We start from the raw sequence: 23,495 nt of genomic DNA on the forward strand, positions 1-23,495 counted from the left end.
GCCTCACGTCGAACGTATGATCGAAGCATGTCAGAGGCGACGCAGTGGGGGGATCTGGGGCTCGTGTCGGGCCTGCGGGACTCGGTGCGCGCCCTGACGATCGCCGCCCTCGAGATGCCGGATCTGTGGCAGGCGCCCGAGGAGGAGCTGGCCGACGGGCTGGCCGCGATCGGTCGGGCCCGGGCGGTGCTCGAGGCGGCCGAGGTGGCCCTCGTGCGCGAGGGCATCTCGCGGGGTGTGCCGCAGCGGCAGTCGTGGTCGGACACCGACTGGGTCGGGGTCAGCGAGGGCCGGTCGGCGCCGCGGCCGGCGGTGCGTCATGTGGCGTCCGTGGTGCGGGTGGCCAGGGCGGGTCTGCGGGCCGGCTCCGCGCTCGTCGACCCCACGCACGACGACGAAGGGGGCGGCGCCCCCCTTCGCCCGGAGGCACCCGAGCAGGTGGCTGGGGAGTCGGAGCCGGGAGCAGGGGAGTGGGGTGAGCGGCCGCCGCCGGCCGGCCTCGCCGGGGTGCTCGCCGACCTCGAGGGTGGCCAGCTGCCGCTCGGCAAGGCCGATCAGCTGGTGCGCTTCCACGACGGGGTGCGGCGGGTCGCCGACCCGGAGCTCCTGGAGGCGGACCTGGGGGTCCTGCTCGATGCAGCGCGTGACGAGGTCGTGCGCACCGGCCCGGGTGGGCGGATCTCGGCTCGGGTCCCGGGGCTCGACGAGCGCGGGCTGGCGACGGCGATCACGCAGACGACGCGGATGCTGCGTCCGGCCAAGGACCTCGCGGCGGATGACGAGCGGGCCAGGTCGGCGCGGTCGTTGACGAGTCACACCGATGCCAGCGGGCTGACGCGCTACAAGCTCGTGCTCGACGCCGAGGGCGCGGCGATCGTCGACGCGGCGGTGGCGGGGTTGTCGAAGCCGGTCAAGGGCCCCGACGGTGAGCGTGACCCGCGGCCCCCGGCGCGGCGCCGCGCCGATGCCCTGGTGACGGTCGTGGGTCGTGGGGTGTCCAGCCCGGGTGAGGTGGGCACGAGCGACAAGGCGCAGGTCATGGTGACGATCTCGATGACCTCGTTGCTGACGGCCACGGACGGGACCTGCGGGGTGTGCGGGTCCCGCCGACCGGGTGGCGCCTTCGGGCCGACCGGCATGCCCTTCAGCGACACGCATCCCTTCGGTCACCGCGCGGATCTCGGCGGCTGTGGCGACGCACCCGGCTCGAAGGGGGTCGGGCTGGGTGCCGGAGGAGTCGCCGGTGGCGGTCACGCCGGCGGGGTCACGGCCTCGGGCGCGGTGCTGTCCCCGGCGAGCGTGCGCAAGCTGGCCTGCGAGGCAGGGGTCATCCCGGTGATGCTCGGCAGTGACGGCGAGCCGCTCGAGCTGGGCCGCGCCACGCGGTTCTTCACCCCCGGGCAGAAGCGGTTGCTGTGGTTGCGGGACGGTGGCTGCACCTTCCCGGGGTGCACGATGCCCGCGCACTGGACCGACGCGCACCACGTGCAGTACTGGTCGCTGGGTGGGCGCACGGACATCGGCAATGCGGCGCTGCTGTGCGAGCGGCACCACACCCGAGTGCACCAGCAGGAGCTGACCTGCACGATCCGTGACGACGGGGTGACCTGGCACCTGTAGCCACCCCGCCCCGCGCCCGACCCCGGCCCGGGTCGGGCGCCTCCGCACGCCCCGCGTCCGAGTTCAACAGCCAGGGACGTCGCATTTTCCTTGAGGTCGTGCGAAGTCGGGGGAGGGGCGTCGCATTTCCTCAAGGTCGTGCGGCCCGCAGCCGGAGAGGAGCGCCCAACTCTGCAAGACCCTAGGGTCTTGCAGAGTTGTGCGCCCGGACTTGCCCGGCTACGCCCTTCGCTCGCAGGTGATGACCTGCACGCCGCTGGCGAGGCCGACGACGTCGACGGTCTCGAAGAGCGTGGGGGCGAAGCCTCCGTCGAAGAGCGGGACCCCAGAGCCGATGACCGAGGGGTTGAGCTTGATGACGAGCCGGTCGATCTCCGGCAGCTGGGCGTGGGCGAGGCGGCCGCCGCCGACGAGCCAGATGCCCAGACCGTCTTCGGCCTTGAGCTCGCGCACCCGGGCGAGCGGGTCATCGGAGACGACCTCGACAGCCGCCGCGGGCGCGGACCCGAGCGTCGTCGACACGACGAGGTGCCGCAGGTGCGGGTAGGAATCGTCGATGCCGGCCGCGAGCCCGATCTCGTAGGAGCGCCGTCCCTCGATCACCGTGTCGAAGACCCGGCCCGGCTCGGTCAGACCCATCGCCTCGCGGGCCGGTCCGGGCAGCGTCTCCGGGTAGTGGGTCGCGATGAACTCGACGAGGTCCGGCGTGACCGCCATGAAGTCCTCGCCGCTCGGGTCGCCGCCGTCCGGCCCCGCGATGAAGCCGTCGAGCGTCGCCGCGACGTAGTAGGTGAGTGTGCGCATGGTGCCCCTTCCGTCAGGCGGCACGCTACGGGCCGAAGGGGGGTGTGTCGCAGCGAATTTCGCCCCGCCTCAGCGCGACGGGTCGATGATCGTCATTCCCGCGACGCTCGCCGTGTCGAAGCCCGGCAGCAGCGCCGCGGCCTCCTCGAGACCGATGACCCGCTCCACGAGGCGCTGCGGAGCGAGGTCGCCGGACTCGATGAGCGCGAGCATCCCCGGGTAGTCGACGGCGGCCATGCCATGGCTGCCGAGCACGTCGATCTCCGACCCGATGACCCGCGCCATCGGCACGCGCGGGTGACCGTCGACAGGCGGCAGCAGGCCGACCTGGACGTGCCGACCGCGTCGCCGCAGGCTGAGCAGCGCTGTGGCACAGGTCTGCTCGCTCCCCACGGCGTCGACGGCGACGTGTGCCCCGCCGTCGGTCAGCTCCATGAGCGTGGCCTCGACGTCCGTGGGCTCCACGGCCGTGGCCGCGTCGTCCGCACCGCCCACGCCGCCAGCGAGCACGGTGTGCACCGCGCCGAGCTCGGCCGCCACGGCCAGCGCCGCCGGTTTGCGGTCCACCGCGATGACCCGGGCGCCGAGCGCCCGGGCGATCATCACCGCGCTCAGCCCGACGCCGCCGGCGCCGACGACGGTGACCCATTCCCCCTTCGTCAGGCGGGCCCGGGCGACGAGGGCGCGATAGGCGGTGGCGAAGCGGCACCCCAGGCTCGCCGCGGTCGCGAAGTCCACCGACTCGGGGAGAGCCACGAGGTTGGTGTCGGCAGCGTGCAGCACCACCTGCTCGGCGAAGGACCCCCAGTGCGTGAAGCCGGGCTGCTCCTGGTCGGGGCAGACCTGCGCCTCGCCGGCCGCGCACCACGAGCACCGTCCGCAGCCGCAGACGAAGGGCACGGTCACCCGGTCGCCGACCCGCCACCGCTGCACGCCGGCACCGACCGCGCTCACGACCCCCGCGAGCTCGTGGCCCGGCACGTGCGGCCAGGTGATCCCGTCGTCGTGGCCGGCCCAGGCGTGCCAGTCGCTGCGGCAGAGCCCGGTCGCCCGCACGTCGACGACCACCCCACCGTCAGGGGCGAAGGGGGCCGACACCTCCCTGACCTCGGGCTGGGCTCGGACCTCATCGATGACCACGGCGCGCACGGCGCCATCGTGTCAGGCCGATGCTGCTGTCCGGGTTCGAAGGAATCTGATCACTGGAGGAGGACCTCACGGGGATTCTGATCACTTCGTGATCGAGCATTCTGACCATGGGCGTGCCTGTTGGAGTTGACCGGAGGGCGACGTCGACCTCTGCTGCGAGGGTGTCCACCATCCTCATGCAGGCGAGTTATCGCCGTCTGGCGTGGCCCAAATCTTCGTCGACAAGTGGTTCGGGTGGTCACGAAAGGCTGGGCCCCTCTGGTGTTTCCGCCGGTTCGCGCTCGTTTAGGGTCTTCGAGGCAAGCTCTTGGTTCGCGAGGATCTGGATGCCGGGAAGATCAGTGAGAGAATCCCAACCGGCTCCGACGATGGGATTACGTGGTGCCGTCTCCAAGAGGTCCTCAATCGCTGCCTGTACGCGCGGCGGTCGTGGAGCCATGGGTGGGCGCGCGAAGATCCTGTCCCGTAGTCGTTCGCCGAGGTCTGTACGCCTGGCCAGTGCGGCAGTCAGGAGTTCGACGTCGTTGGACGTGGCGTCGGCGATGGGGAGCACCTCGGAGATCAGGTGGTCCTCAGACAGAGTCTCGATGACGTAGTGGGGCTCGAGGGTGACGACAAGCCCGATGAACGGGCGATCGCGAGGGATATGGGTGAAGTTCGGGTGACGAGTGCGGATGAGATTGGTCGTGGTCTCGAGCTGCTCCCTGGCCTTCTCGATCTTCTTCATGGCGGTTGAGGAGTCCCCCTGTCGCGCATCCAGGTCGGGTCGTCCGCTTTTGCACTCGACGAGCATCACGCACTCTGCCGTGACGACGATATAGTCGCAGCTCTTCCTGCTGTCTTTGCCGTAGGTGATCTCGCGGTGGACCTGCGCGTGCGTGAGAAGGTCCAACTGTGCGCCGATGTAATTCTCGAAGGCATCTCCGAGCGCCTGGCCGAAGGTCTTACCGAAGACGTCGAGACCGAGGTAGTAGAGGCCGGTGGGAGTGAGTTGGCCCATCAGGAAGTGTGGCGCGGGACCAACCAGGTCCTCCCCGACGTCGAGAAGGGGCCGTCTCTCCAGGGGGCTTTGGGACCACTTCGGAGATGGCTGGAACACATTTGCCCGGGCCTCTGCCTGGGCGTCGGGGACAGACTGGGCGAAACGCCGCGTGATGACGGACCTCACCTGATCCGCGCTGAGCGGGGAGAAGAGCGGTGCGACGTGGGGAGCGGTCAGGGTCGCCCACCCGATGGCGCCGTTGTTGCTGCCGAGGGCCACGAGCATGATCCAACCGATTCGCCAGTAGTCGACAAGCGTGACGCCGAGGTGACTCTGCCAGTCCGCCGGCGTCGGTCCGTTGACCACTTGAGGCAGGTAGTCCGCTGTCAGGGCGTGCAGGCGACCGAAGGCCTCCGGCCCCATGCTCTGGGCAGGATATTGCTCGTGGGCCATCCGGGCGAGAATCGCGCTCACGTCGAGGTTGCCCTCAACCACTTCGGGTTCGGGGAGGTCAATGTAGGCGCTGCAGAGGACCTCGAGGCTTGGGATCCTGCGCGGCCACGAGCGGTCGTCCGTGCCGTGCTGCAGCGCAACTCGCGCGATCCCGGCGATGGTGAACTCCTGGACGACGCCGAGGGACTCGTCCGTCGAATATCGCCGGTTAGCGGCTTCCCACGCACGACCGGAGAGCTCACGCAGCAGCGGGGTTAGCGGGTACCTACGGATCTCACTGGCGAAAGTGGTGTAGTTGCGCGCGAAGGGGGGCCGGCGGCGCTCACGTCGTTCACGGTCCATCGGGATACCTCGTCGCCCTACTCGCTTTGTGATGCACGAATCCTCCCCTTCGTTGTCAGGCGCTACTCCATCTCTGCCGGCCGGTCGTCGCTCTAGTGCGGCCCACCCAGGCACCGTAGGTGCCTCCGGGAACTGGGGTGGCGTGGTTGTGGGGGTGACTGGATCACATCAAGAGTAGGGGTCCTGGCCGAAGCCGTTCTGCTGACTCAACCGAGCGAAGTGAAGAGCAAGGACTGCCGATAGGAGGACACTCTCATCACTCGTGAGGACGTCGTCCTTCGAGGCTGGGATCACCACCGCGGCCAATGCTGTTGTTGCGGTCCCTGCTTCCTCGGCGGCGACCTGCGACTCCAGGGTGCGAAGCGCTTCAGCGGCGGCGCTGTTCGTCAGACCGTTTGCCGTCCCTGTCGGCTGTGGTCGGCCTTCGTCAGACGTGCTGGGTGAGACGGGGGTCAAGCCCCGGGTAGTGGTGTAGCGCCTGCGTGTTCCTTCTGGTGGTTCAGGCGGTCAATGCGGGCAGGTTGTCGCCTCCGATCTCGGGGTCGAGGGCGGGCACGATGTTGACGCGGCATCTGGCGAGGACGTCGAGGCCGAGGTAGCGCCGTCCTTCGGCCCATTCGTCGGTTTGTTCGGCCAGGACGGCTCCGACCAGGCGCACGATCGCGGCGCGGTTGGGGAAGATTCCAACGGAGTCGGTGCGGCGTCGGATTTCGCGGTTGAGGCGTTCGGCGGGGTTGTTCGACCAGATCTGGGTCCACACGTCTTTGGGGAAAGCGGTGAAGGCCAGGATGTCCGCTCGGGCGGCGTCGAGGTGTTCGTGGACGTCGGGAAAGCTTGCCGTCGACGTAGTCCAGCAGCCGGTCGAACTGCGCCTGCACGGCGTCCTTGTCGGGCTGGTCGTACACCGAGTGCAACATCGCTTTCACGGCCGGCCACATCGACTTGGGTGTGACGCTCATGAGGTTCGCGCTGTAGTGGGTGCGGCAGCGTTGCCAGGCCGCGCCGGGCAGGTTCGCCGCGATGGCCTCGACCAAGCCCTTGTGGGCGTCGCTGGTCACGAGCCGGACGCCGGTCAGGCCGCGTGCAGTGAGGTCGGCGAAGAACTCGTTCCACGCCGCTCCGGTTTCCGAGGTCGCCACGCGCAGTCCGAGGACTTCGCGGTGGCCATCGCCGTTGACGCCGACCGCGACCAGCGCGACGGCGTTGATCACGCGTCCGCCCTCGCGGACCTTCATCGTGAGCGCGTCCGCGGCGACGAACGTGAACGGTCCTGCCTCGGCCAAGGGGCGGTGGCGGAACTCGTCGACGATCTGGTCGAGGTCAGCGCCATGCGACTGACTTGGGACTTGCTCAGGGAGTCGATCCCCAAGGTCTTGACGAGCTTGTCCATGCGGCGGGTGGACACGCCGGCGAGGTAGCAGTCGGCCACGACAGTGATCAACGCGGACTCCGCGCGTTTGCGGCGTTCGAGGAGCCATTCGGGGAAGTAACTGCCGGTGCGCAGCTTCGGGACGGCGACGTCGACGGTGCCGACGCGAGTGTCGAGGTCGCGGTGGCGGTAGCCGTTGCGCTGCGCCGACCGACCTGGGGTGGGCCGGCCGTACTCCGCGCCGATCACCGCATCGGCGTCCGCGGACAACAGGGCGTTGATCATGGTCTGCAGCAGCGATCGCATCATGTCCGGTGATGCTTCGGACAGGGCTTCACCCAGGAGGCCTGCAGGGTCGACAATGTGTGGTGCGGTCATCGTGATGACTCCGTTCGAGAGTGCTGTGAGACGTTCGCTCGAAGGATCACGCGGTGGCCGCGCCTATGTCCATCACGGTGATGAACTCGGCAACCGCGCTACACCACTATCGGGGACTCAACTGACGGGGATCGAAGCTTGAGCGTAGATGGCATTGTCAGCGCGTTCTGCGCCCTCTAGAACTCTCGCCACCTCAACTGCGGTGCGTTCTGGGGCTGTGATGAGGCGGCCAATGGCAGGGATTAGTTCAGGGACGCTAGCCGCGTCCCGCTCGGCTGCTCGCCTCAGGATCCAGCCGGCCTCGCCCGGCTCGAGTAGGGCGGCTACACGCGCCCACGTAGCTCCCAGGGTGGGCGGAGGGCTCTCATGCAGGAGCTCGGTGATGGTGGCCGAACGAAGTTCGTGGAGGCCGCGCCAGGCTCCCTGGTCCTCAACAATGATGTGCTCGTCGCGGAGTATGGCAAGGGCATCGCCGACTGGCGCCTCATCGCCTGGAGGGGCTAGAGCTGCTGCTAGGCGGTTGGAGTCAAGGGAGAGTCCGAGCGCATGGGCAGCTGTAAGTAGCCGCGCCGCGTCTCGCTGCAACCGCCGATCCGGGCGAGCGAGATCGGCTACTTGAGTGCTGAGGACTTGGCGCAGCCGCTGACCCGTTGTGAGGACAGCCAAGAATTCCATCAGTAGTCCCTCGCTCTCGGCAAGGGCCTCTTGCACATCCATACGCAGAGATATCCCCATGTCCTGTGCACGTGATCCAATCTCTCTCGCCGTGGCAAGGTCGAGGTGGGGTTGGACGACTCGGGTTGCACCAACCAGCAAGCTTGGATGGAAGTCCTCTGCTCGAGCAGCACCCAGCAGATAAGTGTGCTGGGTTTCTCGCAGCCGTTTAGCAGCGTCGGGCCAAGCCGCGGTTGCGGGCCGGCCGAGATCGTCGGCGACTACGAGTACTGGACTATGTTCCCTCGGGCGCATGAGACGTACGTGACGACTCAGCGAAACCGCATCGTTCTCGGTCGCCACCCGACGAACTCTCAGGACCCGTGACGAGGGAACCAAGTCGCGGGCAGCCCGCCAGAGGAGGACCGACTTGCCAGAACCGGACGGGCCAAGAATCAGCACGCTGTGCTCGTCGCGCAGGCCCTCTGCACAAGCGACGAGTTCGATGGGGCGGATGACATCAAGGTTGGCCGCCACGTGGCCAGGCTGGCCGTCCATGCCGAGATAGAACGTTCGGGCCGGGACGGCGTCGGGTGCAAGGAAGTCGGCGGGTTCACAGACGCCCGCTTGCTGGGCTCGGTCAAGTCCGTGCGTGTCGACGGCATCTTGGACGCTGGAGACAACCTGATCTACGTCGGTCGTCCGGAGCCGGCGTGCTGCCTGGGGCTTACTGTGGCGCTGAGCTGCCGAAGCATCTGCGATCAGCTCGGTCAGCCTGCCCACAGTAAGTCCACACACGGTGGCGGGGCGTCCTGTCGACTGTGCCAGGAGTCGTTCACTCAGTTCTCTCACGCGGTACGGCAGTTGAACCACGTGGGCCCGCGACACGATGCTTTTGGCCTCGCCACCGCTATATTTGAGGTCGATTAGCGCATTGACGACGTTTTCGACGCCCTGAGTCTGCTGACTGGAAAGTACGTCAAACCAGCCAGTGAAAGAGAGGCCAGACCCCAAGGTCCCGTCGGTGACCAGGGTGATCTCGGAACCTCTCCCACTTGCTTCCGCATGGGCTAGAGCCATGGCAACCTCAGCCGCAGCAAGACGCCCTTGGCCGGCTCTGACCTCCTTCATCTGCACGAATGTCTGGGCGCCGTTCGCGTGCTCGCAGTCGGCATCCTCATAGCCCTCTGGAGTGATACAGACGAAGGGCAGCTCACCAGCGTGGCCGGCGACCAGCATGTACACGCATACTGAATCGCCCCGGCGTGTCCGGAGGCTCCGTTCCTTGGGAAGGATGGAGTCATGTCAGGGAGTACATCGAAGAGGTATCCGGCCGAGCTGCGTGAGCGGGCGGTACGGATGGTCGCCGAGGTCCGGGCCGAGCACGAGTCGGAGTGGGCCGCGATGAGCCGGGTCGCCGAGCTGCTGGGGGTGGGCACACCGGAAACGGTGCGCAAGTGGTGTCGCCAGGCGCAGGTGGACGCCGGCCAGCGCCCGGGGGTCACGTCCGAGGAGTCGGCAGAGCTGAAGCGGCTGAAGCGGGAGAACGCCGAGCTCAAACGCGCGAACGCGATCCTCAAGAGCGCGTCGGCTTTTTTCGCGGCCGAACTCGACCGGCCACAGCGCTGATCGTGCGCTACATCGACGAGCACGTCGGTGAGCAGCACGAGGACGCCGACGGGCAGGGTCTGCGATGGGGTGTCGAGTCGATCTGCGCCGCGCTCACCGAGCTCGGCTGCAAGATCGCCCCCGCGACCTACTACGAGCACCGAGGCCGCCAGCCGAGCGCCCAGCAGGTGCGCGACGAGGAGCTGAAGCCGATGATCGAGCAGGTCCACGCGGCCAATTACGGCGTCTACGGCGCACGGAAGGTGTGGCTGACGCTCAACCGTCAGCGGGCAGCCGACGCAGCGCCGATCGCGCGCTGCACCGTCGAGCGGCTCATGGGCGAGCTTGGGCTGGCAGGCGCGGTGCGCGGGAAGGTCAAGCGCACCACGATCAGCGACCCGAAGGCCCCGAAACCGCTTGACTTGGTCGATCGCAACTTCGAGCCGTTGGCGCCGGACCGGCTGTGGGTGGCCGACTTCACGTACTGCTCGACGTGGTCGGGCTGGTGTTACACCGCCTTCGTCATCGACGCCTACGCCCGGCGGATCCTGGGCTGGTCGGTGTCGACCACGATGACCAGCCAGCTCGTCCTGGACGCAGTCGAGCAGGCCATCTGGACCCGCGGCCGCGAAGATCGTGGCGGTGACCTGACCGGCCTGATCGCCCACCACGACCACGGCGCGCAGTACATGTCCGTGGCCTACTCCGAACGGCTCGACACCGCGGGAATCAAGCCCTCGACCGGCCTCGTCGGCTCGTCGCACGACAACGCGCTGGCCGAGTCGATCATCGGGCTCTACAAGACCGAGCTGGTCAAGCGACAGCGGCCGTGGAAGGGCTTCGACGACCTCGAGATCGCCACCGCCGAGTGGGTCGACTGGTACAACTGTGAGACTGCTCAGGCGTCCGCTGGCCAGGGTCTGACCCCTGGTTACAACTGACTCGTCCATGGACGGTGTCCTTCGAGTGGACCTGTCGGCCCTGAGCCAGCGGATGCGTCCCGGTGATCAGACCGGCCGGGCAGTGACCTGATAGAAGCCTGATCTGACCAGGTCTCGTCACAGTTCTGTCCCGCTCCGGCCGGTCCGTTCGCTGTCCCGCACCGATCAGTGGAGGCCAGCAGTGAGCATCATGACGAATCCGACCCCATCACGTCCACGCCACAACGAGGCACGGCGCCTCATCGTCGGCGTCGACACACACAAGGACTTCCACGTCGCGGCAGCCCTTGATGATCGCGGTGCTCTGCTCGAGATCGCTCGCTTCACCGCCACACGGGCCGGATACACCAGCCTCGCGCTGTGGGCCGAGGGCCTGCGCCGACAGGTCACTGGACAGCCTGCTGACACGGACCTCACGTACGCCATCGAAGGCACCAGTTCGTATGGGGCCGGACTGGTCGCGGCCCTGCGGTCCTCGGGCGTCACGATCCATGAAGTCGCCCGCCCCAACCGGCGAGACCGTCGCCTGCGCGGCAAGACGGACGCCTTCGACGCCGAGAACGCCGCACGAGCCGTGCTCGCGGGGACCGCCACAGGAACCGCGAAAACCGCGGACGGTCACGTCGAGATGATCCGCGTGATCAAGTGCGCCAAGCACACCGCCGTCAAGGCGCGAGCGGCCACCATGATCAGCCTGCGCCATCTGATCGTCACCGCCCCCGCCGACCTGCGCGAGCAGCTCGAGCCGCTGACCAAGATGGCCCTGCTACGACGCTGCGCCGCACTTCGCCCTGGCGAGGTCCACGACCCCACCGTCGCAACGAAGTACGCGCTGCGCGCGATGGCCCGCCGCTGGCTCCACCTCAGCGAGGAGATCGCCGAGCACGAAGCACACCTGGACCGGTTGACCACCGCGACAGCTCCCCAGCTCCGCGAGGGTTGCGGCATCGGTCCCGACGCGGCCGCCGAGCTGCTCACCGTCATCGGCGACAACTTTGCCAGGGTTACCAGCGAAGCCGCCCTGGCCAAGCTGTGCGGCGTCAACCCCATCCCTGCCTCCTCCGGCCGGACCAATCGTCACCGACTCAATAGGGGCGGACACCGGCAGGCCAACGCGGCCCTCTACCGCATCGTCATCGTCCGCATGCGGCTGGACGAGCGCACCAAGGCCTACGTAGCCAGGCGGATGGCCGAGGGCAAGACCAAGTCCGAGATCATCAGATGCCTCAAACGACACCTCATCCGGGAAATCTGGCGCAACACGCGACACCTACGACAGCAGGCGCCAACCGCGCGAGCCGCGGTCCAGTCCGCCGCTTGACTGATATAGAAGCGTCCACCGCCGACCCCACGAGTACTGCGACGACCTCACCCCAGTGCAGGCCGAGCAGGCTCACTACGCTCACCACCAGGCCCCAGAAACCGCTGGAGTCTCAAACTAGAAGGTCTCCGGACACACCGGGGCGGTTCATACGTCGACCTGCCACGTCACGCCCGCGACGTTGCGTGAGCCCTGTCGGAGGTCGTCCCAGAGATTCTGTGGGTCCATGGCGCGCCGACGATCAAGCGTCGTTTGAGTGGCTGCTCCGTTCGGTTGTTCTTTGCGCGCAGGACGCCGCGGGGTCCTCGACCGAGTCTGACCTGAGGGTGCCCCTCGCTTCCGCTTTGGAGCCACGGCTTGCCCCCCAAGGTTGGTGTCCGGCCTTCTTCCGACTATCTGGTGCCATTCAACTCGCTTTTGGGGGTCCAGTGGCTCCTCGCGAACGACATTTGTCAGGTAGCCGGTCGAGCGCTACTCAGTCTGGGATGCCTGGTCGGCTTCAGTCGACCGCCGGTCGCTTAAGAGGGAGCGCGAGACTCGCCCTACTGCGTCGAGGTAGTCGCCGAACTGCGCAGTTGACTCCAGGTGCCACCACAGGCGCCGTAGTGGGACCTGTCTTGTCCCGGGCCAGCTCAGGTGGTCACAGGCCTCTTTGAGGGTGCCTCCGGTGCTCAGCATGAACGCGGCTTGCGCAGCGGCGATCTGGACGTCTCGGGTGGACAGCCAGGGCGTGAAGTCGGTCAGAGCCGGTACAACCAGATGCTCGGGGAGCATGCGGGGGAGAGCGGTCATCGCGGCGACTCTGGTTCGCGGAGTCACGAGGGGCCGGTGCTCGCTGGGGATACGGATGTCGCGCGCCCATGGGTCGAGGAAGTGGCCCGGCTCATTGACGTAACGCGTCAGGTCCGACCGAAGACCGAAAGGACTCGTCGCACCGAACTTCTGCAGGATGTGGTTGAGGTAGGCGCCCTTGTGCTTGTCACGGATCAAGTCATTGAGGCTCTCGGGCCATTCGTCGATCGGAGTTTCGACGGCGATGAAGGCGTCGGGCAGGAGGCTGGCCATGAAGCTGGGCTGCCAGACATCAGTCGGCTCGAGCGTGGCGGAGCCTCGTCGGCTTGCGAGGACAGCGGTGGCCGCCAGTAGTTCGGTGAAGCCGTCCCGGACGGATACCCGGTGGAAGGACCGCCTGCCCGCGAGGATGTCCTCGAGGTCGGCTTGGGTGTCGATCAGGTCTTCCCACTCGGGCGGGGTGGCGTTGTCGGGCTCGCCCTTGGCGCAGGGGCGCAGCAGCGCTTCGTGCTTCAGGCATGCGGTCACCCAGGGGTAGCGCCAGATGAGCACGTCGACGTCCGGCCGCTCCCGGTCACAGAGAGGGCACCAGCGCCTCCACCGAGGGTGTGCGATCCACCCGACACGGCCTACATCAGAGGCGCGCGCAGTACCGAAGACAGGATCGAAGACTGTGGTGGCTCCCTTGTCGAGGCTGACGGTGATGCCTTGGTGGGCGGCCATCTGCATGGCCAGGACTTCGGGCCCGGTGAGGTTGAGCCGTTGAGCTGTGGCCTCTGCGACAGGCCGGGTCATGGAGATTCCGGACGTGCAGGCGGTGCGGCCGCGATGTAGCCGATTGGCCCAGCGGCGACTGATGGGCTCGACGAGGGTGGCTGGGTGGCACTGGTACTCGTCGGCGGTGCGTTCGAGGTACGCGGGCCAGGCCTCCCCTTCGAAGGGGGCGACGCGCAGGGCGAGGGGTGTGACGTTCTCGTTCAGGTCGGGGGTCATGGAAGCGCCTCCGATGTGCAGGGGCACCACGTGGCGGTGGGGTCGGCGTTGCGGCACAGGGGTGACTGCGCCCTTCTGAGGGAGCAGGTGCCGAACTCTTCGGTGATGTCCGGTCTGCGGTGCCAAGTGGCCCGAGCGGTCTGGTGGGGGAGCAGGTCAGCAGTGCTCTGGGCGGCGTTGAGCAGGTCGTCTTTCAGGTGGTGGAACCTCGCCGAGAAGCAGTAGCGCGTCCAGTTGCGGGCTTTGTCCGGCGGGATGCCCAGCGTGGCCCCGGCGTCGGCCCACGTGGTGCCCTCGTGCATGCGGACGAGGATCATCGCGAGGACCGCACGGATGATGAGTTGATCGGGGCGCGTGCTCGTCCGCCACTCCGCTGGAAGAGCGCAGGGCCACGCCAGTTGCGGTACATCGTCGGGAGTCCAACCGAGCAGCGGCAGCGTCTGTCGGTCACGTGCTCGTTGTCGGCCCAGACGAATGTGGGCCCTTCCCACGCGAGCGAGGGCGGCAGTCGTCACGGGGGTCAGGGCAGCAGCCGGGCGCGTGGCTCGAGCGAAGGTGTCTCGGTGGGGATTGCGGATGCCGGCGGCACGACACCACTCGAGGAGCTCGTTCGCTGCCTGTTCGACCGATTCGGCGACGACAAGGGGCGCGGCGTCGGTGACGAGCTGGTGAACGTCCAGCGCGTCGCGTGGTGGGGCTGTCCAGCGGTGGTTTCGCAGCACGGGGTTGGCGCGGCTGCGTCCGAGCGAGATGGAGATGCCGATGGCGGCCTGCCACGCCCTCAGCGTCTGCAGACTGCTCTGTCGCCTGCCTGCGACGACGCCGGTCTGCGAGGCGATGGTCGTGCGGAAGTTCCTCGTTGACGCGCTTGCGTCGGGAGGACAATGCCGCACGTCCCCTTCGGCAAGGTCGGCCCCGCAGGTTCCGGAGCCGAGGGGGAGGTCGCAGAAGCGGGAACCGATCCGAGTCTCTGTACGCGAGGGTGCTGTGGCGTTGAGGCCGTTGTACCGGCCGATGACCCGTTCGCACCGGGGGCATTGGTGCTCCAGCCAGCACCCGTGAAGGGTGCAGGTGGTGATCCACGGGATGCGCCACTCCAGGCGCCAGACGCCGTCGGTTCGTAGGCAGGCAGGGCAGTAGCGTCCGCCGGCGAGGAAGACCCACCCTTGGTTCGTCACTCGCTGGGTCGCGGCCATCCGATGTCGCTGAAGGACTTCCAGTCCGGACAGGTCGAACGCAGACTGGTCGAGGCTGGCCAACTGCATCTGCAGGACCTGCGCCGCTTCAAGGTTAAGAACCTCGGCGGTCGCCGAGGCGGTCTGCGCGTCGAGCAGGACACCGTGGTATCCCGGCCACCGGCCGCCACACCGAAGTCCGACGCGGTCGGCCAACGTGGAGACGGTCGCGTCGTAGTGGGCTGCTGTGCGGGTGAGGTATCCGTGCCACGCCTCGTCCGGGTGCGGGGCGACACGCAGAGGTAGCGGGGTCATGCCTTGACCTCCGTGGACAGGCTCGCCCGTGCGGGGTCGATCTCCGAGTAGGTCGCCGTCAGTGCCTTGTGGTCGAGGGTGGCCTCGTTCGCGACGGCGTAGTTCGCTGCCGAGGTCACCCACCTGATCGCGAGGCCAGGGCGCCCCAGAGACCCTTCAACCAGCGCGCGGAGCGCTCCTCGCCTCAGGCTGAACTGGTTCGCGCCCCCAGGTAGGGCCAGGTGGTCCTTGAGCTCCCGCAGGAGTCGTTCCCATCCCGTCGTGCACCGACCGTCTGGGGTCTTCCAGTCGCCACACATGACCCAGTCGTGAGCAGACAGACGCACCTGTTCGCCGGCGGTGCCTTGGAAGATGCCGTCTCGCTTGAGGTCGGCCCCGATGATGACGGCGGGAACAGGGATGCCCGTGATCAGGCTCTTCAGGCCGGTGGCCAGCGCTGTTGAGTCCTTTGAACCTGCGCCGAGCATGCCGTGGACGTCGTCGACGATGTACCCCTGGAACCCGACCTTTGGCGTCATGTGGCGGATGGCGGAGACGCAGTCGGCCAGCGACGGACGCTTCGAATCCACGAGCGCTCCGACGCTCTGAGCCAGAGATCGAGCTACGCCAGCGGCGCCCGTCTGGCGACGTACTTCGGCGTAGGCCCACGGTCTCGGGTGCACGCACGTGGGGTGCGGCGGTGGTCCAGTCTGTGCCCTCGCGGTTTGCTTCAGAGCGACGGACAGCGCGGCGAAGGTCTTCCCGGCCAGGGGCGAACCATCGATGATGACGACGTCGCGGCCACCCAACGGAGCGCGACGGCTGCGGTGTTGCGCTCGGACAATGGCGTTCTCGACGTCAATCGTGTCGTCCGTGACGAGCGGGCCGATGCCGAGGTTCCATGCCACGAACGTCTCGAGAGGCTCGCCGGCGTGGGGTTTCGTGCGGTGCTGCAGCCACTCGATGTGCGCCGGCCAAGTCGAGGGGTCGTCGGCGTTGAAGGTGCTCACGAGGCCTCCTCGCGGCCGAGGAAGGCGCTGTCGGGGGAGTAGTCGTCGAGGTTGTCGAGGTCGATCTCCTCGTCGTGGTCGGCCAAGTCGGCGTCGAGGACGGCGTCGCTGTCGGCCGTGATTCGGACGACTTCGCCTCGGAGGGCCTCGCGGTCGTCGGCGCCGCCGAAGGCGAGCTCGCGGAACTCGGGGCTGGCGTCGGCGAGGTCGTGCGCGTAGTCATGGGCGCGGCTGGCCTCGAGGGCCAGGATGCGGGCCTCGTTGCGCTCGGTGAACTTCTCGGGCGCCCAGCGGTTGACGAACTCGGCGCTGGCGCTGGTGAGGTCTGTGGCGCTCAGGGGACGGGAGTGGCCACGGATGAGTTGCTTGCGGATGGCGGTGTCGAAACTGTCGCTGCAGGGCATGAGAGCCTCCGGTGACTCGCCAGCTCGTGGAATGCACAGCCACTCCCCGGTGATGGGGTGGCGCGCGTACACCCGGCTGACGTCCCAGCGGTCGTAGAAGACCAGGAGGGGCGTGGCTGGCGTGCCGACCCCACGTGCGAGGTGCTGACGAAGGGAGACCAACGTTGCGTTGTTGTAGACGCGCCCGTTGATGTTGACCCCGTAGGGCTGGACCAGGCACTTCTTCGACGACAGCAACTGGATGAGCCGGTAGGGGTCGGTCGGTACGGTGACCTCGCCTCCTGATTCGAGGTAGGCCTCGAAGACACCAGCTGGGCACAGTGGCGTCTGGGAGTCGTGGAGGTCGGCGAGTCCCTGGTGTTCGCGCCAGTGGTAGATCTCCAGCACGTACTCCCACAGGGCATCGCGTAGGTCCTGAACTGTCAGTGTGGCGAGGTCCTCGACGCCCTTGGGGTGGTTGTTGACGTTGGCGCCCTTGTACGCGGTCAAGAGGGACTGGACCTCGCGCCAACCGTTGTGGAGGGACTCGACCACTCCCTTCGCATGGGCAGCTCGGGGTGGGCAGAAGATCACGTCCACGTCGATGCGGGCGCAGGCGGACATCAAGTGTTCCGAGTCGAACTCGCGCCCGTGATCGACAACGATCGCGCTGGGGATGAGCGCCGGTTTCGTTCCCAAGATGTCGGGGTGGTTCGAGTCGCCCGGCTCACCGGGGTCGTGATTGATGGCGATCAGGCGAGGCATCCCGTGGTGGTGGATGAGTTCGTAGGGGTAGCCGGATCGGGTCACGGTTGGTCGGCCGATGTCCCACAGAAGCATGGTCACGTCCCGGGTCGTCGCTGATCCGGTGATGACCCGAAGGGCGAGGACGCAGCGGGTGAAGACGTCGATGGCGGTGAGGATCGTCGAGCGGATCCAGCCGAGTCGGGGGTCGAAGACGTGGATGTTGGTGGTCGTTGCGTCGATCTGGACGATCTCACCGGGTCGAGAGACGAGCCGTCGGCCGTAGACGACGTCGGGCTTCAGCGCCACGCGTTCTCGGCCTTTGGCCTCGTGATGGAGGTCGAGGGACCGGGAGAGTTCGCCGATGATGATGCGCAGCTTGTAGTCGGTCAGCTCCTGGCCGACACCAGCCTGAGCCAGAGCTGCCTTGCCGAGCACCAGGAGTGCCTTGTTGCTCGTGCGGGCTCGACCGGGTTGCGCGTGGAGGAACTCGGTCAGCACCGCGATCACCTCTTCGTCGGCACCAGCCAATCGATGCTTGCGGGTCTTCTTGTTGCCGTGGATCAGCGCTTCGATTCCGTTGAGGTCGACGGCGTCGAGTTGGCGTCGAAGTTGCGGGACCGAGGTGGCGGACTCGCCCCGTGCTTTTAGCTCTTCGGACTTCGCCCTCCATCGTTCGCCCTTGTTGTGCACCAGCGGGTCGTAGGTGGGCGAGAGCACGCCCCGCGCGCGGTCTGCCTCCGGGGTGCCGTGGCGGCTGCCGGTGGCAGCCTGCTTCAGGTCGCGGTAGCGAGTCTCGATCCGCTTGCGCTCCTCGTCGGGGAGCTCAGCCAACAGCGGTGACTGGAACTCGGCCTCGGTCTCGGTGTCGGGTGTCGCCGGTTCCGGGTCCGCGATGGCCGCGAACAAGGAAGCGATGGGGACCCGTTGGAGACCGGACCCGTTGTCGATCAGGACTTCCAGCCTTTCGGTGGACCCACGCTCGTAACTGACGATGCGGGCGGTCTTCTTTTCGTACGTGACGAGGGTTCCCGGCGCGACCTTGCGCAGGCGCGCTGGTGTGGAGTCGCTCGAGGCGGCTGGTTCGGGCTGATCGTTCACAGACTGATGAGGCATGGGTTGCTCCTGGTCGAGAGGGGGCGGCGGCGGACGACCGCGTCGGGTGTGAGTGCTCGGGCGAGGTCGATGAAGAGGTGGCGAGTGGCGACGAGGTGCCAGACCGCGGCGTAGTTGGGCGACGCGCCGGCGCCCAAGGTCTGGGCTGCTTGCAGCACCTGTTGGGTGGCGGGCATCCCCTTCACCGCGGCCCGCCACGTGGGGGTTGATGGCGTGGCGTGGCGGTGTGAGTAGACGAGTGAGACATTGCGTTGGTGCTGAGGCGAGAGCTCGTCGCGCAGTTCGTAGCGCCAGCCCATGGCGCGCGCTGTTGCTTGGGCGAGCAGGAAGATCGCCACGGCCTCGGGCGTCTCGAGCCGCTTCCGGCGGGTGACGTCCACCAACGTGGTACGTCCGTCGACCGTCAGATGGAAGGCGTCCGGGACATGGGTGCGCACGCCCGAAGGGAAGGCCCACGCCAGCCGCAGGGGCTGCGTAGCCATCTGGACGACCGCGTGCCGCATGAGCAGCTCGCGATAGTGCTCCTGCTCGTTCCTCGATTCGAACCAACCGGCGTGCGCCTCGTGCGCCTGCGAGGGGAGTGCCATGCGCCCGATGTAGTTGCGCATCCCCTTATAGGACACCGGCCGGCGCACTTCCAGAAGGGAGTCCGGAGTCAAAGCCGCGGCCTCGTCGAGGGACAGGTCCTCGACCCGACTGGCGTCCATCACGCCGGACCGCCGGCGGACAGTCACCCGCGTCAGTCGGACCACGTCATCGAGACGGTCACCGTCAGCTGCCAGCCGGACCTCGGCCCAGTTAGCCGACGGGCCTTGGACCCGAGGCAGGTAGTCGACTCGGCTGCCCAGCCGGTGTGACGCCTTCGTCACGGTCGTCACGAGCTCCCACCGCCTCTAGAGGGGCCGATTGGTGCTGTTGACAGGTACTTGCGGGGTCGCCAAACTGGCATGCGTAGACCTCCAAGGGTCGAAGTTCTGGATTGAAGGGCGCGAACCTCATTCGCGCTTCGATGCGTCAGCCGGGTTGCAGCCCGGCTTTTCGCATGTCTGGGGGTGTTGGGCTCCAGACGCTTCGCCCGGAGGCGGCTACATGGCGTCACCTCGACCCATGCCTCGACGCCATACGTCAGCCACCACGCGGCTGACGGTGACGTTGTCCCGGTCAGCGACCGAGTCGATGTCCGCGGCGACGTCGCGGGGGAGGCGGACCTCGACCCGCACGGTGGGCGCGGAGGATTCTGGTGAGATCCGGGGACGCCCGCGACGAGCAGCGAGCGTGGGTCGGTGAACTGGATGTTCGGGCAAGGGAAATCTCCTCTCGCGAGCGTGTTTGGCCCGGTCGCGCTGGTCAGGCGCACACGCGTTGGCTAGCCGCGCGGAGGGTTGGTAAGTCCCTTGGCTGTATATGGGTGGTTGGTGCACCCCAGCGACCATTCAGTTGTTGTCGGTCTCTTGGAGATCAGTGGATGACGCGCGAAACGTTACCGGTGATCGACCGACGCGCAAGGCCTGCGACCCGACCACCCAGCAACGACATCGCGACCCTTGTGGCGGGCTTCGTACTGCGAAAGGGTGTGCGCGGGAGGTGCCAGTGAACCGAGGACGACCAGGGACGTGCGGGGTCTACTCGAACATCTACCCCCAGACGCGATGCGTCTTGGACGGCCGACATCGGGGGGCGCACCTCGACGAGGACGACGCCGAGTTCTTCCACGCAGTCAGGAGCCCGTGGCACGACGTGACTGGCATGACCGAGCCCAGGCGTAGAACGACGGACGTGTCGCGCCTTGACCTTCCAGAAGGGGTTGTGGCCGAGTTGGCAACTCCACGTGAGCATTTCGTTCACACGCACGCTGTCCCGGTCAATCGGGCGTGGTGGGACGCCGCACTCCGAGAGTTTGGACTGCCGGGCGGGCCCGTGGTTCCTGACGGCGAGGGGACGCTTTCACGCGGTTCTGTATTCAAGCTCGGAGGAGCTGTGGGCGAGGCGACCTCCGACGATGACGTCCTGTCCTTCTTGTGGCACGTTCTCGCCTGGGGCGCGCGAGGTCGCAACAACCGTCGCCGGCTGCGGTCCGTCGCCGAACTCATGCCCGAGGCCGCAGACCTGCTGCGCCAAGCGTGCATCGCGGCCCGCGAGAGCCCGGTCGCGGGATACGAGGTCCTCCGGCCGAAGGGCAGGAGCAACGCCATCCCCTGGCTGGGGCCGGCCTTCTTGACCAAGGTGCTCTACTTCGCCGGTGGCGGGGCGAGTGGTCACCGTGCGCTCATTCTTGATGACCGCGTGGCCGGCGCCCTGATCTATCACGGGTGGTGGTCGCTGAGAACGGGTGGCAACTGGCCGACCCACACGTACGAGCGGTACTGCGACCTGCTCACGTGGTGGGCTGCGGAAGCCAGCGAACAGGTCGGCCGCGAAGTTGCGGGCGATGAGCTGGAACTCTGGCTCTTCCGCCAAGGGGCGAACAGCGCGTAGTGGTGGACGTGCGGCTACCTACGCAGGCCCGGGTTCCGTCTCCCGGTGGACAGGAGCCCCTGCGGCTGCCTGGAGCTCTTGGGGCCACAGGCCCGCACTTTGGTGGTACTGGGTTGCTTCGGGTGACTCTGCGAACTCCAGGAGGGCGCCGACCTTTGTGCGCAGCACGTCGCGTACTTCGACGGGGGTTGCGAAGAAGAACTCGCGACGCAAGTTGACCTGGTTCATCCGCAGTGCGGCGAACTCCTTGTGGAGCTCATTCTCGAGCGTGACGGCGTCGTCAGAGAAGTAGATCGCGTGCACGTCGAAGGGGAACGGGACTGAGGCGTCTCCGAGTTCACGAACGCGGTCCATGGGGTCGAGTCGCCGCGTCATGCCGATCTTGACCACGTTGGGCCCGAAAGTGCCCACGTTGCTGATGACGTAGACGTACCCCGCTCGGATGTTGGCAGCGCGGAAGTCGTTCTGTTCGATGGCCTCGTCGATCTGAGCAACACGCTTCTCAAGTTCGGCGATGTCCTCGGCGGAGCCGTTCTCCCGCAGACGCTGTAGGGAGTTCTCGTAGTGGCTGCGTTCCTTGTCGAGTCGCTCTCGCTCTGCCGCCAGCTCTTGTTCGGCGCGCCGTTCCTCACGCAGTCGTTCGCGCTCTTCTCGGGCTGCTTCTCGTTCCTCTTGCACTTTGAACAGGTAGTCCGACGTCAGCTCAAGTTCCTCGACTCGGAGAGCGTGGTACGCGGGCGAGACGGCTAGTTCCATCATGGCCCCGAGCCGCGCGACGGTGTCCATGCAGCGGTCGAGCCGTTGGAGGGCGGACTGGATCGACCCCGCCCGCAGGGAACGTACGCAGGAGTCGGCTTCTGCGTTGTAGGCCCGAAACATCAGTTTGCTGAAGTCGCGAGTCATCTTCCTGCCCTGGGCGAGAGAGTTGTTGTACGCGAATCGATCAGACGAGTCGATCGCGCGTCGCTCTCGAACGGTGTCCTTGATCCGGTCGCGCAGTGACTTGAGGCGTTCCTTGTACTCGTCGGCGTTCTCGAGCGGGTGGTGATACTCGTAGATGCCCACCTGTTGAAGCAGCAGGGCGTCATCCAGCTCAACCAGATCCCGCCGTCGTTGCGCGATCTGCTCCTCGAGGTCGTGCAGGTCACTCGCGGAGCCGCCGCCGGAGGGGAAGTCGCTGCGGTGGGCAGGCTCCTCCTGCGGCGGGGCCGCGGCCGATCCGCCAGCCAGATCGGAGGTGTCGGAAGCGAGGTGGTCGTCGTCGACCGAGGTTGTCGGCTCCACCATGCCGAGTTCGCCGTCGCCACTCGACTCAGCAGCTTCGACGTCGTCCACGACTTCTTCATCGATGTCCGGGGTCTCCTCGACGTCCACGTCGAGGTCCTCGTCCGAGAGCGGTTCCGGCTGGCTTACAGCATCATGGGCATCGACTGACCCGGTAGGCGTGTCGCGGTCCTGTTCCTGGGCTGCGACCCAGAACTGCCAGCCGGCCGGAGCCGGTGGCCATGACGGGTCTGGCTGCCAGTCGGGGCCGGGCCGCCACCCCTCCGGGGGAGAAGGCCACTCTGGTGGAGGGTTGAAGATCCAGTCCGTCATCCGCGCACACCGTCGGGCACGGAGATGGCTGCCAACGAATGAGCGTTCTTCGACAGCACCGCGTTCAAGTGCTTGAGAGTCTCCACGGGAGTGACTCGCGCGAGGTTGATCTCCTCGAAGTCTTCGCGACGCACGGCTGCTGCGATCAGCGGTGTCCGAGTCTCCAGGCCGGTTGCTTGGTCGACGTGGTCGACGCCAGCTACTAGAGCCACGTAGTCGATATGACCTGTTCGGTCGGCCTCCCACAACTCATGCAGCGTGCGCAGCGTGATCGAGTAGATCAGGTTCGCGTAGCGCTCACGTTGCTCCTTGACCGGCAGGGCCGTCTCGTCGATTTCACCGCGGGCCTTGACGTACTTGAAGGCACGCGTGGTCGGCAGATCGTCCGGCGCTGGGAGTTGCAGCGAGATCGAGAGTTCCCGGTTCTGCTGCTCGTAGGTGAAGTCGGCGTGAGGTTCGAACTCCTTGGGATACACGGAGCTCTCGAAGACGATCGAGCAGTACTCCTCCACGGCAGACGCCTCACCTCGGCTGTAGCGCGCGATGAGGTCGTCGAGCTCGGAGTTCTGTCGGTCTACCTCCTGTTGGCGCAGCTCACACTCCTTGTCGTAGCGGGCGCGGTCACGCTCCAGAGCTGCCTTTCGCTCGTCCTCCGCTGCCTGGTGCAGTTGCAGCTGCTCTAACTGCTTGGTCGGGAGCTGCGCTGTCTCCGCCTGCCATTCCATCCAGCGTCGCTCGAAGTCCGCCCGCGACGCGTGCCACCGTTCCTGGTACTTCTTCTGACCGAACACGCCCGCCAGACCTGCCGGCTTAGCTGGGGGTTCGAAGACGGGCTCCGGCGGGGCTTGGAGCGGCGCCGGCTGAGGAGCCGGTGCGGCGAACTCGGACTCGAAGGCCGGGTGCTCAGCGACCTGGCGGAACTCATCGAGGTCCACGTGGTCGTCCACCGCGAGGGTGTCCGCCAGAACTCGGTCGAACTCCTCCGAAGCCACGATGAGCTGTGCGTTGCCCCAGGCGACGTAAGCCAGCATTGCCTCGTCGTGCAGGCGTTTCGCTTCCCGCTCCGCCTGCGCGCGTTCACGACCCATCAGAGCGTTGATGCCGGTTACGGCGTCAATCGCGTCCTGCTTGGCGTCGTCTGCCGCCACCTCTAGGTCTGCCGCGTCCTGAACGGAGGCCCAACTGTCCTTGTCCGCCTCGGCCCTCTCCAACGCCGCTGCGTGGCGCTTGGCGGCGAGCGACCCCCGATTTGGCTCTGACATCAGCACATCCCCTCCTGGTTCGAGCTCCCCCGAT

General features: G+C 67.1%; 14 protein-coding genes and 1 pseudogene. 4 read left to right on the forward strand and 11 right to left on the reverse strand.

From position 1 onward, the window contains the following. Positions 1-27: 27 nt before the first annotated feature. Positions 28-1,620 (forward strand): HNH endonuclease signature motif containing protein, encoded by a 1,593-nt coding sequence (locus ACQBJO_RS00785; protein ID WP_255184985.1) that lies wholly within the window; start codon positions 28-30, stop codon positions 1,618-1,620. Positions 1,621-1,839: 219 nt separating this feature from the next. Here ACQBJO_RS00785 and ACQBJO_RS00790 read toward each other — a convergent pair whose 3' ends face one another. The 5 genes and pseudogenes from ACQBJO_RS00790 to ACQBJO_RS00810 all read right to left on the reverse strand — a co-directional run bounded on the left by ACQBJO_RS00790 (position 1,840) and on the right by ACQBJO_RS00810 (position 8,996). Then, on the reverse strand, positions 1,840-2,424 hold the full coding sequence (locus ACQBJO_RS00790; protein ID WP_421009286.1) for a dihydrofolate reductase family protein: 585 nt from the start codon (positions 2,422-2,424) through the stop codon (positions 1,840-1,842). Between the two features lie 69 nt (positions 2,425-2,493). Further along, complete coding sequence (locus ACQBJO_RS00795; RefSeq protein ID WP_421009285.1) at positions 2,494-3,573, reverse strand: alcohol dehydrogenase catalytic domain-containing protein; 1,080 nt, start codon at positions 3,571-3,573, stop codon at positions 2,494-2,496. A gap of 238 nt (positions 3,574-3,811) precedes the next feature. After that, entirely contained in the window at positions 3,812-5,350 is a 1,539-nt protein-coding gene (locus tag ACQBJO_RS00800) for a hypothetical protein (RefSeq protein ID WP_421009284.1), read from the reverse strand. 499 nt (positions 5,351-5,849) lie between these two features. Next, positions 5,850-7,097 (reverse strand): annotated as a pseudogene (locus tag ACQBJO_RS00805) (IS256 family transposase). 117 nt (positions 7,098-7,214) lie between these two features. Then, positions 7,215-8,996, reverse strand: coding sequence for a hypothetical protein (locus ACQBJO_RS00810; RefSeq protein WP_421009287.1), 1,782 nt, complete (start codon positions 8,994-8,996; stop codon positions 7,215-7,217). A 57-nt stretch (positions 8,997-9,053) separates the two neighbouring features. On the opposite strand from ACQBJO_RS00810, the gene ACQBJO_RS00815 reads away from it, so the two are divergent. Continuing rightward, a protein-coding gene (locus tag ACQBJO_RS00815) for an IS3 family transposase (RefSeq protein WP_430407136.1) occupies positions 9,054-10,300 on the forward strand; the annotation gives its coding sequence in 2 pieces (ribosomal slippage) (positions 9,054-9,348 and positions 9,348-10,300; 1,248 coding nt in all). A gap of 190 nt (positions 10,301-10,490) precedes the next feature. Next, complete coding sequence (locus tag ACQBJO_RS00820; protein ID WP_421008812.1) at positions 10,491-11,621, forward strand: IS110 family transposase; 1,131 nt, start codon at positions 10,491-10,493, stop codon at positions 11,619-11,621. Between the two features lie 471 nt (positions 11,622-12,092). Here the strand turns inward: ACQBJO_RS00820 and ACQBJO_RS00825 are convergent, their stop codons facing one another. Genes ACQBJO_RS00825 through ACQBJO_RS00840 form a run of 4 tightly spaced genes read right to left on the reverse strand, consistent with a single transcriptional unit; the run spans position 12,093 to position 18,326 of the window. Further along, positions 12,093-13,406 (reverse strand): TniQ family protein, encoded by a 1,314-nt coding sequence (locus ACQBJO_RS00825; RefSeq protein ID WP_421007955.1) that lies wholly within the window; start codon positions 13,404-13,406, stop codon positions 12,093-12,095. Next, complete coding sequence (locus tag ACQBJO_RS00830; RefSeq protein WP_421007956.1) at positions 13,403-14,896, reverse strand: TniQ family protein; 1,494 nt, start codon at positions 14,894-14,896, stop codon at positions 13,403-13,405. Before ACQBJO_RS00830 ends, ACQBJO_RS00825 begins: the two co-directional genes overlap by 4 nt. Further along, positions 14,893-15,885: a hypothetical protein gene (locus ACQBJO_RS00835; RefSeq protein ID WP_421007957.1), complete on the reverse strand. Its 993-nt coding sequence runs from the start codon at positions 15,883-15,885 to the stop codon at positions 14,893-14,895. The genes ACQBJO_RS00830 and ACQBJO_RS00835 overlap by 4 nt, the downstream gene beginning before the upstream one ends. Continuing rightward, a complete protein-coding gene (locus tag ACQBJO_RS00840) occupies positions 15,882-18,326 on the reverse strand; it encodes a hypothetical protein (protein ID WP_430407137.1) in 2,445 nt (814 codons plus the stop codon). Before ACQBJO_RS00840 ends, ACQBJO_RS00835 begins: the two co-directional genes overlap by 4 nt. A 1,548-nt stretch (positions 18,327-19,874) precedes the next feature. Between ACQBJO_RS00840 and ACQBJO_RS00845 the strand changes: the two genes are divergently transcribed. Continuing rightward, on the forward strand, positions 19,875-20,603 hold the full coding sequence (locus tag ACQBJO_RS00845) for a hypothetical protein (RefSeq protein ID WP_421007960.1): 729 nt from the start codon (positions 19,875-19,877) through the stop codon (positions 20,601-20,603). 18 nt (positions 20,604-20,621) lie between these two features. Here ACQBJO_RS00845 and ACQBJO_RS00850 read toward each other — a convergent pair whose 3' ends face one another. Together ACQBJO_RS00850 and ACQBJO_RS00855 are read right to left on the reverse strand one after the other, a co-directional pair. After that, positions 20,622-22,199, reverse strand: coding sequence for a DUF4041 domain-containing protein (locus tag ACQBJO_RS00850; RefSeq protein ID WP_421007961.1), 1,578 nt, complete (start codon positions 22,197-22,199; stop codon positions 20,622-20,624). Then, positions 22,196-23,467, reverse strand: a complete 1,272-nt coding sequence (locus ACQBJO_RS00855) for a hypothetical protein (protein ID WP_421007962.1) — start codon at positions 23,465-23,467, stop codon at positions 22,196-22,198. The genes ACQBJO_RS00850 and ACQBJO_RS00855 overlap by 4 nt, the downstream gene beginning before the upstream one ends. Positions 23,468-23,495: the final 28 nt, after the last annotated feature.

The organism is Janibacter zhangyanbonis, from assembly GCF_050507325.1.
Lineage (GTDB): Bacteria > Actinomycetota > Actinomycetes > Actinomycetales > Dermatophilaceae > Janibacter.

Excerpts from the sequence above, each read along its gene's own strand:
- ACQBJO_RS00785 (WP_255184985.1), top strand. The coding sequence starts at position 28 with ATGTCAGAGGCGACGCAGTGGGGGGATCTGGGGCTCGTGTCGGGCCTG.
- ACQBJO_RS00790 (WP_421009286.1), bottom strand. The coding sequence starts at position 2,424 with ATGCGCACACTCACCTACTACGTCGCGGCGACGCTCGACGGCTTCATC.
- ACQBJO_RS00800 (WP_421009284.1), bottom strand. The coding sequence starts at position 5,350 with ATGGACCGTGAACGACGTGAGCGCCGCCGGCCCCCCTTCGCGCGCAAC.
- ACQBJO_RS00820 (WP_421008812.1), top strand. The coding sequence starts at position 10,491 with ATGACGAATCCGACCCCATCACGTCCACGCCACAACGAGGCACGGCGC.
- ACQBJO_RS00825 (WP_421007955.1), bottom strand. The coding sequence starts at position 13,406 with ATGACCCCCGACCTGAACGAGAACGTCACACCCCTCGCCCTGCGCGTC.
- ACQBJO_RS00830 (WP_421007956.1), bottom strand. The coding sequence starts at position 14,896 with ATGACCCCGCTACCTCTGCGTGTCGCCCCGCACCCGGACGAGGCGTGG.
- ACQBJO_RS00845 (WP_421007960.1), top strand. The coding sequence starts at position 19,875 with ATGACCGAGCCCAGGCGTAGAACGACGGACGTGTCGCGCCTTGACCTT.
- ACQBJO_RS00850 (WP_421007961.1), bottom strand. The coding sequence starts at position 22,199 with ATGACGGACTGGATCTTCAACCCTCCACCAGAGTGGCCTTCTCCCCCG.